We start from the raw sequence: 14757 nt of genomic DNA, 5'->3' as shown, positions 1-14757 counted from the left end.
TTGTTGTAAATCTGCTTATGCAGCTGGAGGTGGAGCCATATTTGCTGTTGGTGCTACATTCGGTTGTGGTTGGTTTGGAAAGAATCGTACCGAACATTTGCCTGAAAGGGTTTGTTCACCCGCTTTAATCTGAACGACTTTGCCATCGGCTTGACCTTTACATGCAGTTTCAACCGCTTGTTGGAAAGCTTGTTTTTCTCTCAAGCGTTGATCGAACTGTTGCACCATGTGTTGACGCTGAGCATCTGTCAGTTTTTCACCATGTTGTGGACGCATCATGCCTTCTTCACCTTGCATCGGAGGTTGCCCCATATGCATACCATGTCCACGTTTATGGTCGGGCTGGAATACCATATGACATTGACCATCAATGGTGTGCGTACCTGCTTTTACCTGAACAGTTTGCCCCACAGTTTTGCCATCACAAGCTTGTTGCATTTGTTTAAACATGGCCTTGTGTTCGGTACGCATTTGATCGCGTTCAGCACGTTGTTCAGGCGTTAGACGATCAGCATGTCGACCATCCATCGTGTGGTGCGGGTGCTCTTGTGGTTCTGGCGTGGATTGGCAAGCTGTTAATGCCCCGACACTTAAAATACCGCAGGTTGCTAATACAATTTTTTTCGTCAAGTTCATTACAAGTTACCCCAGCACACTATTTTTCATTTGTGTTTAAAGATTAAATAATAAAGATGAAGAAACAATGGAGGGTTTTTTGAAAATAGGTTGGTTACAATAGCACTAACACAATAACAACCGAGCACCACTGTTGAATACTCGACGTGTCCCGATTGCGCTACGCCTCTTCTTGACTGTATTACTGACCACCTTAGTGATTATCACCCTAAGTCTGGGGGTATTGCATTGGACCATGCAAAAAAACTTTACTAAGTATGTAGCAGATGTCGAAATGCAAAAGCTCGATCATCTGATTTCCAACTTGGCGGGAGTCTATGCAGTTTATCATGATTGGGGTAATGCCATTCAGGCTCAGATTTTACAAATTGAAGGTCAGGCCGACCCTGATGATTATGACCGACTGTCGCATTGGTGGTTACGTCGACAATACGATATTGCCTTACAGCAGCGTTATTTTGAAGAACATACTTTTGTAAATTTACCACCAACACTGGCACGGGCAGATCAGGGGAAACCTTTGCTCGACCAAGAAGAGTTACGTTGGTTAGAGTTAAATTTACCTTCTGAATACCAACCCTTTGAAGGTTTAAAATTTCCTTTAAAATCGAATGAAAATGCATTCCGACCACCTGATCGTAAAGATGGACAGGCGCAGAATAAGTTAAAAGAGAGCAACCAGAAAAAGCAATTTATTTCGATGCCAGACCGTTTAGGGTTGAGTTCGCGATTATCTTTGTATGATGCCAAACGACAATTTGTGGTGGGTGAACCATCTTCAGATCAGATTTCTTATCGCCCGATTATCGTCGATGATAAAGTGGTTGGCTATTTAGGTTTAAAACCCGTCCTAGATCAAGATGATGCTTTAAGTATCAACTTCTTTAGTAATCAAAAGCGCTATTTATTTTTGGTTTATGGCTTGACCATTTTAGCCAGTCTAATTGCTGCATTATTGCTGGCGACCTATTTTAAGAAACCGATTCAACGCTTGTTGAACGGTACACGTGAATTGACTCAGGGCAACTACCAACATCAAGTCAAAATTAACCGTAATGATGAATTGGGTGATTTATCCAATGAATTGAATCAATTGGCAGAAATTCTGGATCAACATGAAACTTCGCGTCGTCAATGGGTAGCCGATACTTCGCATGAATTAAAAACACCATTGGCTGTGTTACAAGCACAAATTGAAGCCATGCAAGATGGCATTCGTAAAGCCACACCAGAACATTTGGATGCCATGATGCGTCAAGTGAGTAGTTTGAAAAAACTGACTCAAGATTTAGCAGATTTAGCTCAAGCCGATGCTCAGCAATTGAAATGTTATTTTACGGCCGTAAATCCGTGGGACATGATTGTTCAAGAGGTAGAGAACTTCAAACCGAAGTTTGAACAAGCCAATCTAAAAGTCAGCGTGCAAGGTGATGCTCCTGTCTTACAATTAGATACAGACCGATTCAAACAAATTGTGGTCAACTTACTCAGTAATAGTATTCGTTATACCGAGTCGGGCGGACAGATTCAGATTCACACCGAGCAAAGTGCAACAGAGTGGAGTCTGTATGTGGATGATAGCCCGTATGGATTGACGGATGAACAATTGCAGCACTTGGGGGAACGATTCTATCGTGTGGATGATTCGAGAACTCGAAGTACCGGTGGAACAGGGCTAGGTTTGGCACTTTCATGTAAGATTGCTCAGGCACTCGGTGGATGCTTGCGTTTTGAGCATTCACCATTAGGTGGTTTGCGTTGCAAACTCACTTTTCCCAAACAAATGAAATCATAAAGGAAATATTCATGAAGCATATTATGCTGGTTGAAGATGAAGTTGAACTGGCTCAATTGGTCCGTGATTATCTAGAAGCAGCAGGTTTTGAAGTTAGTCTGTTTCATGATGGGCAGGAAGCCTATGACAGTTTTATGCAACGCAAACCAAGCTTGATGATTTTAGACTTGATGGTCCCTCGAATGGATGGTCTGACCATTTGTCGTAAGGTTAGAGAGCAATCTGACTTGCCAATTATTATGGTGACGGCACGCACAGAAGAGATTGATCGTGTGTTGGGGCTGAATATGGGTGCCGATGATTACATTTGTAAACCATTTAGTCCGAAAGAGTTGGTGGCACGTGTTCAGGCAGTTTTACGCCGCTTAGACCGTAAAGCTGAGCCTGAAGAAAATGGCTTGTTTCGCGTAGATAAAGCTCAACAACGCATCTGGTATCAACAAAAGACCCTCAACTTAACGCCAACCGAATTCCGCTTACTAGAATTGTTCCTTGAGCACGTTGGACAAGTTTATTCGCGTGTACAATTATTAGATCATATTAATCCAGATAGCTTTGATGTGGCAGACCGTGTAATTGATAGTCATATTAAAAACTTACGTCGAAAAATTTCGGATGCAGCCGAAACAGGCAACCGTCATGAATGGATTCAAGCGGTGTATGGTGTCGGTTATCGTTTTGAGTATCCAGAAGATTAACTTATAATTTTCTGAGCGATAGAAGAAGCGGATAAGCCTTGGGTTATCCGCTTTTTTTATGGGATGAAGGCAAGGTAGCAATCAAAATCAGCCGTGCTTTTAAATCGTCATGTGGCGAAATGAGACAGAGCAACCGGAGATTTTAAAGTACAAGACTGGTTGATCGCTTGTGCAAGCGATACAATTCATTTTTTGTCAGATGAGCATGTGTTTTGAGCAGCGAGACGCCTAAACTTCAGCGCCGTTTAAAGAACCGCCATATCCAATTGATCGCCATGGGCGGTGCAATTGGTACGGGATTGTTCTTAGGTTCAGCACATATTATTGAGTCTGCTGGCCCATCTATTATTTTGGGTTATATGATTGGCGGTTTGATTGCATTCTTAATTATGCGTCAACTCGGTGAAATGATTGTGCATGAACCTGTGACGGGGTCATTCAGCTACTTTGCTTTTAAATATTGGGGACGGTTTTCAGGCTTTTTAACGGGCTGGAACTACTGGGTGCTGTATATCTTGGTGGTGATGACTGAGCTGACCGCGATTGGTAAATATGTGAATTATTGGTGGCCACATATTCCTGCTTGGATTTCAGTGTTGGTATTTTTTGTGGTGATCACATTGGCCAATCTCGCCAATGTCAAACTGTACGCAGAGTCTGAGTTTTGGCTGTCGATGATTAAAGTTGTGGCGATAATCGCAATGATCATCTTTGGGGCTTACCTCTTGCTGACGGCTGATGCGGGTTCCACTGCTTCCATCACTAATTTATGGGCACATGGCGGGTTTTTCCCACATGGCTTTGAAGGCTTGTTTTATATGCTGGCCTTTATGATGTTTGCTTTTGGTGGCATTGAGCTGATCAGTATGGCGGCTGCGGAAACCGAAGATCCTGAAAAGAATATTCCAAAAGCAGTCAATCAAACGGTGATTCGGGTTTTCCTGTTCTATATTTGCTCGTTGGCGATTCTTTTGTCTTTGGTGCCTTGGAATCAATTGGATTTGGGCGGGTTAGATAAAAGTCCATTCGTACTTATTTTTAAGCAAATGGGCATTGAGTGGGCAGCCCATTTACTGAATTTTATTATTTTGACTGCATCAGTTTCTGTTTGTAATAGTGGCATGTATGCCAATAGTCGCATGCTGTTAGGTCTAGCAGAACAGGGCAACGCCCCACAAGTTTTTAAGCAGGTCAACCAGCAAGGGACACCGATTGCGGCTGTATTATTTTCAGCATTACTGATTTTTGGTTGCGTGCTGTTAAATTACTTCTTGCCTGAAAAAGCACTGAGTTATCTGATTTATATTGTGGTCAGTGCTGCGGTGTTGAATTGGATGATGATCAGTTTGATTCATCTTAAATTTAGACAGAGTATGAAAAAACAGGGCATTCAAACCAAGTTTCCAGCGTTATTTGCACCGTTTAGTAATTATTTTGTTTTAGTATTTATGCTGATGATTTTGTATATCATGTGGAATCAAGGTTTTATGCTTTCCGTATTGATGCTTCCTGTCTGGATCATCATGCTCTTTGTTTTATTTAAAACATTGAAGCCGAAGAAGGGCTAAAGCGCAGGTGATGATGTGGAAAAGGACTCAATATGAGTCCTTTTTTATTGGGCTTTTACTTAGATAAGTCTGGATTTAAATCTGTGAAGCGTTCCGCTGGCGATGTGCCTATGTCACCTAGGGGGAGGATTGTGAAATAGAATCCAAACTTTTCAACAATGGAATCAAATAAGCAACTGATCAGGAGACTGACCAAGATTTTACTGACTCTCAATGGGCCTTTGTCTGAGGTTTGGCATGACCTGTTGATTAACTTGGGTGGAGAGTGAGCGACTCTCACACTGAATCTTTTCGGATTGATATGTATAGGTAATTAAATAGGCAAAATTGAGAAAGGAAAGGTTGTATTTCCAACAGATTGAAGCAGTGAGCTATCAAGTTGCTGTTAAAGTACTCAAAAATTAACTTTAATATAGTACGGCTTGGCTGCAACCATCCTGAAAACTATCCACAATTTCTGCGGATAATTTTGGGGGTAAGTCTGATTAAGCTTATTTTTCTATGTACGTTCTGGCTTACACTAACTCAAGCGGATTGCGTCTAGGTCAGCCCTAAAATTTTTTATAAGATTCAATTATGGAGAACAGGATGTTCCAAAACATAAAACAAAAATGATAAGTTCAACACTAGGATGTGAGGTACGACAGGAGTTATACCTAGCGAATCAATATGAAAAAGCCCGACAGGATGTCGGGCTTTTTTTATGATCTTTCAATTGCTCACTTCGCTTTTGGTTTCGATTTTTTTATTCCAAAGTGGGTAATACACAGAAAATGTTGGAAAGCTGTACAGCAGCGACCAGATGTATTCAAACTTATGATCAGTTTGATGACGTGATAAGGCTCAGCTTTAAAAAAATCAAAAGAAATAATTAATCATTCAATATTTAGCTGATGGCTTTAAGCACAGCAATTCGTTGTCTTTGTTGTTTACTCAGCTTGGATACCACGAGTTCATAAGAATTTTGTACCAGATCAATGACTAAATCAGGCTCTAGGTTTTCATCCTCATAGATTGAAATCCAATGCTTTTTATTCATATGCCATCCTGCATGAATATACGGATAAATATCACGTAGCATCGCGCCGTGGTCAGGTGTAACTTTTAAGTTACTTAAAACTCTACCGCTTAAAGATGAATTGAGCAAAAACATTTTATCCATGACTTTATACACATCACAGCCCTCGCCAAAGGGTTGACTACAGGTGACTTCTGGCAGGGCAAGTGCAGCTTTTGCGGCAATACGGTGTAAGGACATGGTGATCACTACTCTAGTAGGGGAAGCCCTGTGGATATTGTTTAGTTTATCCACAGTTTAAGCCAACCTGTTAAGATGAACAACTCACCATCACTTCAGGCACATCGTTCGGTAATGGAGCCAAATCTTCAGTTTTCTCTAGTGCCACATTTCGTTCAAACGGTTGGCTGAGTAGGTTAAATAAACGTTCGACTTCTGAAAAATCATTGCGCTCAGCCAGTTCAATCGCTTTTTGTGCCATGTGATTGCGTAGGATATAAACTGGATTGGTTTGTTGCATTGTTGCATCGAGTTCTGCTGTGTCTTGATTGGCACGAATCTGTTTGTACTGCTGAAGGAAACTTTCAAACTGACGGCGGTCAAGACAATCATCCAAAAGCAGTTGGTAGTCTTGATTTTGTAGACGAATAAAGCTTTGGGTGTAATCCAGTTGTTCAGATTGCAAAATTCTTAAAAAAAGCATGCCACAATCAAAGCTATCTTTATGAAAATCAGGTAAGCCCATTTTTTGACATAAACCTAAGCGATAATGTTCCAAAAAGGTCGGTTCATAATGGCTCAAGCAAGCTGTTAGATCTTCTTTCCATTGTTCTTTGTCATAGTTTTCTGGTCGTAGCGGGATTAAATTATTTAGCCACATCCATAAATTCCAATGTCCGATACTGGGTTGTTGCTGATAGGTATAGCGGCCTTGGTAGTCGGAGTGATTGTTGATCCAATTGGGGCGGAAGCGTTCCATAAAGCCGTAAGGACCAAAATCTAAGGTTGAACCTGTGATATTCAAATTGTCGGTATTCATGACGCCATGTGCAAAACCAACCAATTGCCATTTGGCAATCATAACGGCAGTTCGTTGTATCACTTGGGTAGCAAATGCCAAAATGGGCTGTTCAGCTAGCAAGCATTCAGGATAGTGCCATTCCATACATTTCTGGGTAAAGTCTGCCAATAAGTCCGATTGATATTGATTAATCCACTCAAAATGCCCCAAACGAATATGACAGTCAGAGGTTCTGAGCAGCATCGCACCCAGCTCTAATTTTTCACGTTGTACACCTTGAGTCGATGAAGTAAAACCGACCGCATTACTAGAAGGAATACCCAGCGCATTGAGGGCATGACCTGCCAAGTACTCTCGAATAACAGAGCGAAGTACCGCACGCCCATCTCCCATACGCGAATAAGGTGTTTGCCCAGCACCTTTTAAGTGTAAATCAATGGTTTGTTTTTTTTGATCAAGGATTTGGGCAATCAGTAAACCGCGACCATCACCGAGTTGACCCGCCCATTGTCCAAATTGATGCCCTGCATAAACCATCGCAAGAGGAGGAAATTCTGCAAAGGTTTTTTGTCCGCTACAAATTTCAACCCAATCTGCTTGTTCTTCGGCAGTCCATTGTAGTTCTTCAGCCAAGGCTTGGTTAAAATGACCTGCTTTTGCTCCGACCAAAGGTAAGGGCATTTGTTGATGGTACAGTTTTGGATTCAAGGTTAAATAGCGGGAATTAAAAAGCATAAGATTGGATCAGACGGATGAACTCTACCCACTATAACAAAACCATTACCTAAAAATGAATAAAGCTTCCATTGAGGAAGCTTTATTCGAAATTCAGAGAATTTCAGTATTATTCAGAAACCGTATTTTTCTTGATATTACGCATTAAAACTTTAAGCGTTTGACGATGATGACCTAAGCGTTGCTCGACCAATTGGAAATCCATTTTTAATTTATGGTCCATTTGGTTGATCTTCTCTGCCACAGATGCTTTCTTGGCTTGAATTTCCTGTTCTTTCAGTTTCGCCCAGTCGTTCAGTGTATGGGTAAATGCTTCGTATTCTTGAGCAATACGAGTTTTTACATTCGCCATATCTTCATTGACATTGTGACCGTAAACCGCCAAATCCTGTTCAGCATATTTAAACTTCATCGCAAGTTCGGCTTTCTTAATATTAAAGCTTGGAATACGACGCAAGTTTTTCGCTAGACCGAGTTTTGAACACGACCAGATTAACCATTTGGTCGGATCATACTGCCACCATTTCACACCATTACGATAGTCATATTGGAAAATGTGGTGATAGTTATGATAACCCTCGCCCCAAGTTGCAATGGCAAGCAAGAAGTTATCACGCGCAGTATTTTCGTCTGTATATGGGCGCTTACCCCACATATGGCAAAGTGAATTAATGAAGAAAGTCACATGATGGCTCAGGATTAAACGGACTAATCCACCCAAAAGTAACACGCCCCACATATCGCCTACAGCCCAACCGATAGGTAATAAAATACCTGTATGTACTAAAATGACTAAAGGTACATAGTATTTATGTTGGAACATCACCAATTTGTCATTTAGCAGGTCAGGTGCATTTTTAAAATTAGGCTCTGCTGCTGGATAGTCGTGTAACATCCACCCCATATGGGCAAACCAAAAGCCTTTATTGATTGAGTACGGATCTTTTTCTACATCATCTACATGACGGTGATGGGTACGGTGACCAGAAGACCAAAATAAAATACTGTTCTGAACGGCAAAAGTACCCATAATCATGAGAATGATTTTTAAAGGTAGTGTCGCCTCATAAGCACGATGTGCCCATAAGCGATGATAGCCCGCAGTAATACCCAAACTACTCATACCCAATAACACAATCATGCTGACCCAAGCACTTAAGCTAAAATCATGATTAATGGCATAGAGTGGAACAGCGATAACTGCAACAATAGGTAAAAAAACCAGTGCAAAAATTGCAATCCAGTTAATTGGGGCTTGAGGTAGGGGAGGATTCATCTCCAACAGCACTCCTAGAAACCTGATACAGGTTAAAATTGAGGACTTAAATCACTACAAGTTGTAAGGATTAAGATTCTGGCATATTAGCATGAGCAACATTCGTACTCTAGCATTATTGTACAGTTGTATTGTACTAAACAGTAACAGAATAAGACCATGCTAAGATTGAATTTATCGTAACCAGTCGGCTATTTTTATTGGTTGCTTAATTTATTTCTATTGTACTTTAGGTCAACTGCTGTACGCATCTTAACTTGAGCTGAATTCTGCCGACTAACGAACCAATTTTCACTCCAAATGAAGCTGTTGCTGCATTAATTTAGGGAAATCAGTAATCAGGCCATCAATACCACAGGTTTGCAAATGTTTGGCACGCTGCACATCATTGACTGTCCAAACACTGACTTTTAATCCCGCAGCGTGGGTCGCTTGAATTAATGCATCGCTTGCCAATTGATTCATCCAGCCAATACGGCTACAGCCTAATTCCAGTGCCTGTTCAATTGCACGTTCTTGGATGTCTTCTTCAATCAGAAGTCCTCGTTTAAATCGCGACTTAGACTGTTGTAAAGCTTGGTGAATTTTCAAGTCAAAACTGGTGATCACTGCATTATGCTCAAACCCTGTCAAAGCACACTCTAAACTTTGAATCAGTTTTTCTGCGGCTTCAAAATCATTCACGGCTTTCACTTCTACTTCTAGATGAGAAAATTCACGTAGAATGTTAAGGCTTTGTTCTAAAGTAGGCGTTGCCTGAGGTTGCCAGTCCATCCAGATTGCAGCCTGATTGTAGTGAGCTAAGTCATTCACTGTACAGGTGTAAAGATTTTGATCAATTGAGGTCGTGCGTAAAAAGTTATCATCATGCATGACCACCAATGTGTCATCTTTGAGTTGGCGCACATCAAATTCGACGGCACGAATGCCTAAGTCATTTAAATATTGAAATCCACCTAAGGTGTTTTCAGGTGCTTCACCCCGTGCACCACGATGTCCGATAATTTGCATGTTACATCTGCTTAGTGATTACTCTACTTGGATTATTACGGAGTTATGTGAAATTTCACAGTCCGTGGGCTTATATTTGACTTCTTTTTTTAGAAATCTAAACGCTAAAGAATGGTGTGAACAATCATAAAAATAAAGTTTGATTAAGTGAACTCGAACAGAGCAAAAGTTATGATTGAGACTGAAGATTGATGACCTAGCCTCAATCAGGTTGCTTTTTAAATCGTGTCGTTAATATTTTTTTGCCAAAGAACTTCACTTCCTCCTTCAGCACGTTGCAAGGTACGTGAAGCGACAAACAACCAGTCAGAAAGACGATTTAATAATTGTAATGAACTAGATTGAATATTTTGGTCACGATGCTGTACTGCCATGAGGCTGCGTTCAGCACGACGGCAAACGGCACGGGCTTGATGGGCAAAGCTACAAGCCAATGTACCTGACGGTAGAATAAAATCTTTGAGCATGGGTAAAGATTCATTCATGCGATCAATGTCTTGTTCGAGGTATTCTATCGAGATTGGCTGTACCAGATGATAGTTGGGAATACAGACCTCACCACCCAAGTCGAATAACCAATGTTGAATTAGACTTAAGCTTTTATCCCATGCTGTTTGTTCTGCAATATTACTTTGGCTGATTTGTGCACGAAGAATGCCAATACATGCATTCAGCTCGTCGACATCACCGAGTGCAATAATGCGTAAATCATCTTTGGCTACACGAGAACCATCGCCAAGTCCTGTGGTTCCTGTATCCCCTGTGCGGGTATAAATTTTACTTAAACGGTGGCCCATAATTTGTCCTGCCTAAAGAATGAAAAAAAGGATAATGCCGGTCAAAACATTATCCATAAACTGCGCTGTTTTTAAATTTTTTTGAGTCTTTGAGTTAAATTAATAACGGAAAGTGACTCCTGCGGTAGCTAGGCGGCCGCTTGCAAGGTAGTACGAGCTAACTTCGTTATTCCATGCCGCTTTATAAGTTGTATCCCCAAGGTTGTGAATGTTTGAGAACACTTTTACATGTGGGTTAATTTGCCAATAAGCATTCATATCGATCGTGGCATATCCAGGAATCTGTTGAATATCTTTAGATGAACCTTTAGCAACCAAAGAAGTTGTGAAACCATAGACTCTATTATCCCAACCCGCAGATAATGTGAAGTTTTGACGTGGACGGTTTGGAGCATCTTCGTCAGTATCATCATTTTTGGGTTGTACATAAGCATATTCTGCATTTGCGAATAAGTTATCCTGTTTCCACTTCAAACCAAGTTCGGATCCAGTGAACGTTGCTTTCTTCAGATTGTAAAACTTAAATCCTGTAGAGGCATCAGATACCATAAGATTGTCGACTTTGGTTTGATAAACAGAACCATACAGTTGAATACCATAATTAAGGGAATGATCAAAACCTAGTTCATAAGAAATACTTTCTTCTGGTTTTAAGTCTGGGTTACCGCCCCACCATGATGGTTCAGAAATAATTTGGCCTACAACAGGTGCTCTAAACGCTGTACCTACGTTAGTGTAAAAACTTGTTTTTGGTGTGGCAAAGTAACGAGCAGCGAGTTGACCAACAGTATGTGTACCAAACTGCTGATTATCTTCTACGCGAACGCCAGCTTGCGTTGAGAACAGATCATTTTTAAACTGATGTTGGACGTAATAACCAATGGTCTCATTGTCGGATTTAAAGCCTGTGTCACCGATATAAGCAGCGACTTTCTCGGCTTCTGTTTTATTGTATTCAACACCAAAGAGTATGTTCTGATTTTGAGTGAATTGCCATTTTAGGTTGGAGTCAACTTCTTGCTGTTCTGTATTTACAATTGAAGGATAAGATGACTTGACTACATTGTATTGATCATCAAACTGAGAAAGACGCGTATTCCAAGTTAAATTATTGCTTAAGTTTAAGCGTCCTTGAACGTTATAGAGACGGTTAATGAAGTCATAAGCTTCTGGTGCACCATAAGAAAAATAATCACCAGTCCCTTTATTTTCTTTAACTTCAGCAGAAAGACCATAAGCTTCTTTTTCTACGCCTACTTTCGCGCTATAGCCTTTTTGGTCAAAGCCTGCTTTACGGTCGTCATTGGCAATAATTTGATCACCATCAGTTTCAAAACGTTGACCGCGGAGCTGAGCATAAAAACCGTCTTCTGCAACATCAACACCTAAAATAGTTTTATAGGTATTACGTTCACCAGCTTCAATCGTTGTAAATATTGAGTTTTCTGTTGGTATTTTGGAAATAAGCTGAATTACACCACCAATTGCATCTGTACCATATTGAACTGAGGCAGGACCTTTTAGAATTTCAATTTGTTTCACATCTGAAAGGTCAAAAAGAGGAATGTTGGTACCAGCTACAGTTGCAATGTTGGAACGCATACCATCTTGTAGAAATAAAGTATGCGCTGCATTGGTACCACGTAAGAATACCGATGCTGTTTGTCCATAACCACCAACTTGCTTTACAGTTAAGCCAGCTTCTTTAGTGAGTAAGGTCGGAAGGTCTGTAACGGGAGACTGTTCAATGGTTTTTTCATCAATCACAGAAATACGTGCAGGAACGTCTTTAATCTTTTCTTCAGAACGGGTTGCAGTGACCACCAAAGTGTCTAGAGAAGCATTCACAACATTCGTGTTGTTTTGTGCAGATACAGACGTAGAGAAACCCATCGCAATCGCGATTGCGCCCACTAAAGCAGTAGGCTGAAATAAATTTGGCATGCTGGCTCCATACATTCACCCCCCGTGAATGATTGAGTTAAACGGCGCAATAAGCAGGTCTCCGGACTTAAATATAAATATTGCGAACAATATTGGTATACCCATCTTCCCACACGAGTGCAGTGATGTAAGTGCAAGCACTTATAAAGATATACGTTTCGTTTTACCGTTGCGGGGGCAGTGTTGGATTTGCACCAACTTCCCTAAAGCATAATGCTGAGACTTATTGCATTTGGGCGAAGTATACGGTTTGTACGCGAATTAAACAATCGATGTAAAGATTTTTCAGGATGAACTTTACGCAAGGCGAAAAAATTGCATTACAATGATTCGCCCAGATATTTATAGATCAGCTATAAATAGGGCTGAGCTAGAGTCATAAATATGCGAACCCGTGCCAAAATTTGTGGAATTACCCGTAGCCAAGATATTGATGCTGTGGTCAACGCAGGGGCAGATGCAATTGGTTTTGTATTTTTCCCACCTAGTCCACGTTATGTTAGTGTGGATCAAGCCAAAGAACTCATTCAACATGTTCCTGCTTATGTTCAAACGGTGGGATTGTTTGTAAATGCGACTGCGGATGAGATTGCGGATGTGCTAAAACAAGTTGCACTGGATATCATTCAGTTTCATGGTGATGAAACACCAGCAGACTGTCAGATGATTGCGAAACAAGTTGGGCGTCGTTGGTATAAAGCCATTCAAGTGAAACCTGAACTGGATGTGGTCGCAGAAGTGAAACGCTATCAACAGGTAGGGGCAAGTGCAGTGCTTTTAGATGCGTGGCATCCAGAATTAAAAGGGGGAACAGGACACAGTTTTGACTGGTCACAATTCCCTAAGCTCGATATTCCTTTAATTTTAGCTGGTGGTTTAACCCCAACTAATGTTGAAGACGCTATAAAGACGACTGGGGCTTATGCTGTAGATGTCAGCGGAGGCGTAGAATCCGCTAAAGGTATAAAAGACCAACAACTTATAGAAAACTTCATGCAAGGAGTCCATCGTGGATCAGCAAAGTAATGTGATTGACTATACCCAATTCCCTGATGCAAAAGGGCATTTTGGTATCCATGGCGGACGTTTTGTGTCAGAAACTCTAATGGCAGCATTAGAGGATTTAGAAAAGCTCTATTTTCGTATGAAAAATGATGAGCAGTTTCTGGCAGAATTCGACCGTGACCTCTCCTACTATGTAGGTCGTCCTAGTCCTTTATATTATGCTGAGCGATGGTCGAAAGAGTTGGGTGGTGCGCAAATTTACTTAAAACGTGAAGACCTGAATCATACAGGCTCGCATAAAGTAAATAACACGATTGGTCAGGCTTTACTGGCAAAACTATCGGGTAAAAAACGAATTATTGCTGAAACGGGTGCAGGCCAGCATGGCGTAGCTACAGCGACGATTGCCGCCCGTTTAGGCCTTGAGTGTGTAGTATTCATGGGTGCAGAAGACGTGAAACGTCAAGCCATGAATGTGTACCGTATGCGTTTACTCGGTGCAACCGTTGTGCCTGTGGAAAGTGGCTCTAAAACATTAAAAGATGCCATGAACGAGGCGATGCGTGATTGGGTCACCAATGTGGATTCAACTTATTATGTGATTGGTACCGTGGCAGGTCCGCATCCGTACCCACAATTAGTCCGTGATTTCCAATCGATTATTGGTCGTGAAGCACGCCGTCAAATTCAAGAACAAGCAGGGTGCTTACCTGATGCCTTAGTTGCATGTGTTGGTGGTGGTTCAAATGCAATGGGCTTGTTTTATCCATTCTTAAATGATGCTGAAGTTAAAATGTATGGTGTTGAAGCCGCAGGTTACGGTATTGAAACAGGTAAACACTCTGCACCCTTAAATGCTGGTCATGTTGGTGTTTTACATGGTAACCGCACTTACTTGATGTCGGATGAACAAGGTCAGATTATTGAAACGCATTCGATTTCAGCAGGTTTGGATTATCCAGGTGTAGGTCCTGAACATAGTTTCTTAAAAGACATGCATCGTGTTGAATATGTGCCAATCAATGACCAAGAAGCTCTACAAGGTTTCCGTGATTTGACGAAAATTGAAGGAATTATTCCTGCTTTGGAAAGTTCTCATGCGATGGCTTATGTCACTAAACTTGCACCAACGATGTCTAAGGATCAAATTATTATTGCGACGGTTTCAGGCCGTGGTGATAAGGACTTAATGACCGTGGCGCGTATTGATGGCGTGGAAATGGTTGAGATGTAAGTACTTCTTTGAAGCCTCC

At 41.2% G+C, this 14757-nt stretch carries 12 protein-coding genes and 1 riboswitch; of the genes, 5 read left to right on the top strand and 7 right to left on the bottom strand.

Annotation, left to right across the window (positions count from 1 at the left end):
* Positions 1 to 15: 15 nt before the first annotated feature.
* Positions 16 to 636: a hypothetical protein gene (locus tag I593_RS13725; RefSeq protein WP_016168186.1), complete on the bottom strand. Its 621-nt coding sequence runs from the start codon at positions 634 to 636 to the stop codon at positions 16 to 18.
* Positions 637 to 769: 133 nt separating this feature from the next.
* On the opposite strand from I593_RS13725, the gene baeS reads away from it, so the two are divergent.
* From baeS to I593_RS13710, 3 genes are all read left to right on the top strand, one after another.
* Complete coding sequence (gene baeS, locus I593_RS13720; RefSeq protein WP_016168185.1) at positions 770 to 2431, top strand: sensor histidine kinase efflux regulator BaeS; 1662 nt, start codon at positions 770 to 772, stop codon at positions 2429 to 2431.
* Positions 2432 to 2442: 11 nt separating this feature from the next.
* A complete protein-coding gene (locus I593_RS13715; protein WP_016168184.1) occupies positions 2443 to 3129 on the top strand; it encodes a response regulator in 687 nt (228 codons plus the stop codon).
* A 212-nt stretch (positions 3130 to 3341) separates the two neighbouring features.
* Positions 3342 to 4697, top strand: coding sequence for an amino acid permease (locus I593_RS13710; protein ID WP_016168183.1), 1356 nt, complete (start codon positions 3342 to 3344; stop codon positions 4695 to 4697).
* Positions 4698 to 5583: 886 nt separating this feature from the next.
* Here I593_RS13710 and I593_RS13705 read toward each other — a convergent pair.
* The 6 genes from I593_RS13705 to I593_RS13680 form a co-directional block, all read right to left on the bottom strand.
* Positions 5584 to 5955, bottom strand: coding sequence for an MmcQ/YjbR family DNA-binding protein (locus I593_RS13705; protein ID WP_016168182.1), 372 nt, complete (start codon positions 5953 to 5955; stop codon positions 5584 to 5586).
* Positions 5956 to 6025: 70 nt separating this feature from the next.
* Positions 6026 to 7471: a protein adenylyltransferase SelO gene (locus tag I593_RS13700; RefSeq protein ID WP_016168181.1), complete on the bottom strand. Its 1446-nt coding sequence runs from the start codon at positions 7469 to 7471 to the stop codon at positions 6026 to 6028.
* 109 nt (positions 7472 to 7580) lie between these two features.
* Positions 7581 to 8747, bottom strand: coding sequence for an acyl-CoA desaturase (locus I593_RS13695; RefSeq protein WP_016168180.1), 1167 nt, complete (start codon positions 8745 to 8747; stop codon positions 7581 to 7583).
* Positions 8748 to 9038: 291 nt separating this feature from the next.
* The gene (locus tag I593_RS13690; protein ID WP_016168179.1) at positions 9039 to 9758 is read right to left on the bottom strand and encodes a glycerophosphodiester phosphodiesterase; all 720 of its coding nucleotides are present in this window, start codon (positions 9756 to 9758) and stop codon (positions 9039 to 9041) included.
* A 218-nt stretch (positions 9759 to 9976) separates the two neighbouring features.
* Entirely contained in the window at positions 9977 to 10555 is a 579-nt protein-coding gene (locus I593_RS13685) for a cob(I)yrinic acid a,c-diamide adenosyltransferase (protein ID WP_016168178.1), read from the bottom strand.
* Positions 10556 to 10654: 99 nt separating this feature from the next.
* Positions 10655 to 12499: a TonB-dependent receptor plug domain-containing protein gene (locus tag I593_RS13680; RefSeq protein WP_016168177.1), complete on the bottom strand. Its 1845-nt coding sequence runs from the start codon at positions 12497 to 12499 to the stop codon at positions 10655 to 10657.
* Positions 12500 to 12534: 35 nt separating this feature from the next.
* Positions 12535 to 12741: riboswitch (cobalamin riboswitch) on the bottom strand.
* Positions 12742 to 12883: 142 nt separating this feature from the next.
* Between I593_RS13680 and I593_RS13675 the strand changes: the two genes are divergently transcribed.
* Together I593_RS13675 and trpB are read left to right on the top strand one after the other, a co-directional pair.
* Positions 12884 to 13525 (top strand): phosphoribosylanthranilate isomerase, encoded by a 642-nt coding sequence (locus I593_RS13675; protein WP_016168176.1) that lies wholly within the window; start codon positions 12884 to 12886, stop codon positions 13523 to 13525.
* Positions 13509 to 14738 (top strand): tryptophan synthase subunit beta, encoded by a 1230-nt coding sequence (gene trpB / locus I593_RS13670; protein ID WP_016168175.1) that lies wholly within the window; start codon positions 13509 to 13511, stop codon positions 14736 to 14738. The genes I593_RS13675 and trpB overlap by 17 nt, the downstream gene beginning before the upstream one ends.
* Positions 14739 to 14757: the final 19 nt, after the last annotated feature.

Origin of the sequence: Acinetobacter tandoii DSM 14970 = CIP 107469, from assembly GCF_000400735.1 — a bacterium.
In the GTDB taxonomy this organism is placed as follows: domain Bacteria; phylum Pseudomonadota; class Gammaproteobacteria; order Pseudomonadales; family Moraxellaceae; genus Acinetobacter; species Acinetobacter tandoii.
This window is presented reverse-complemented; position numbering and strand designations above follow the sequence as displayed.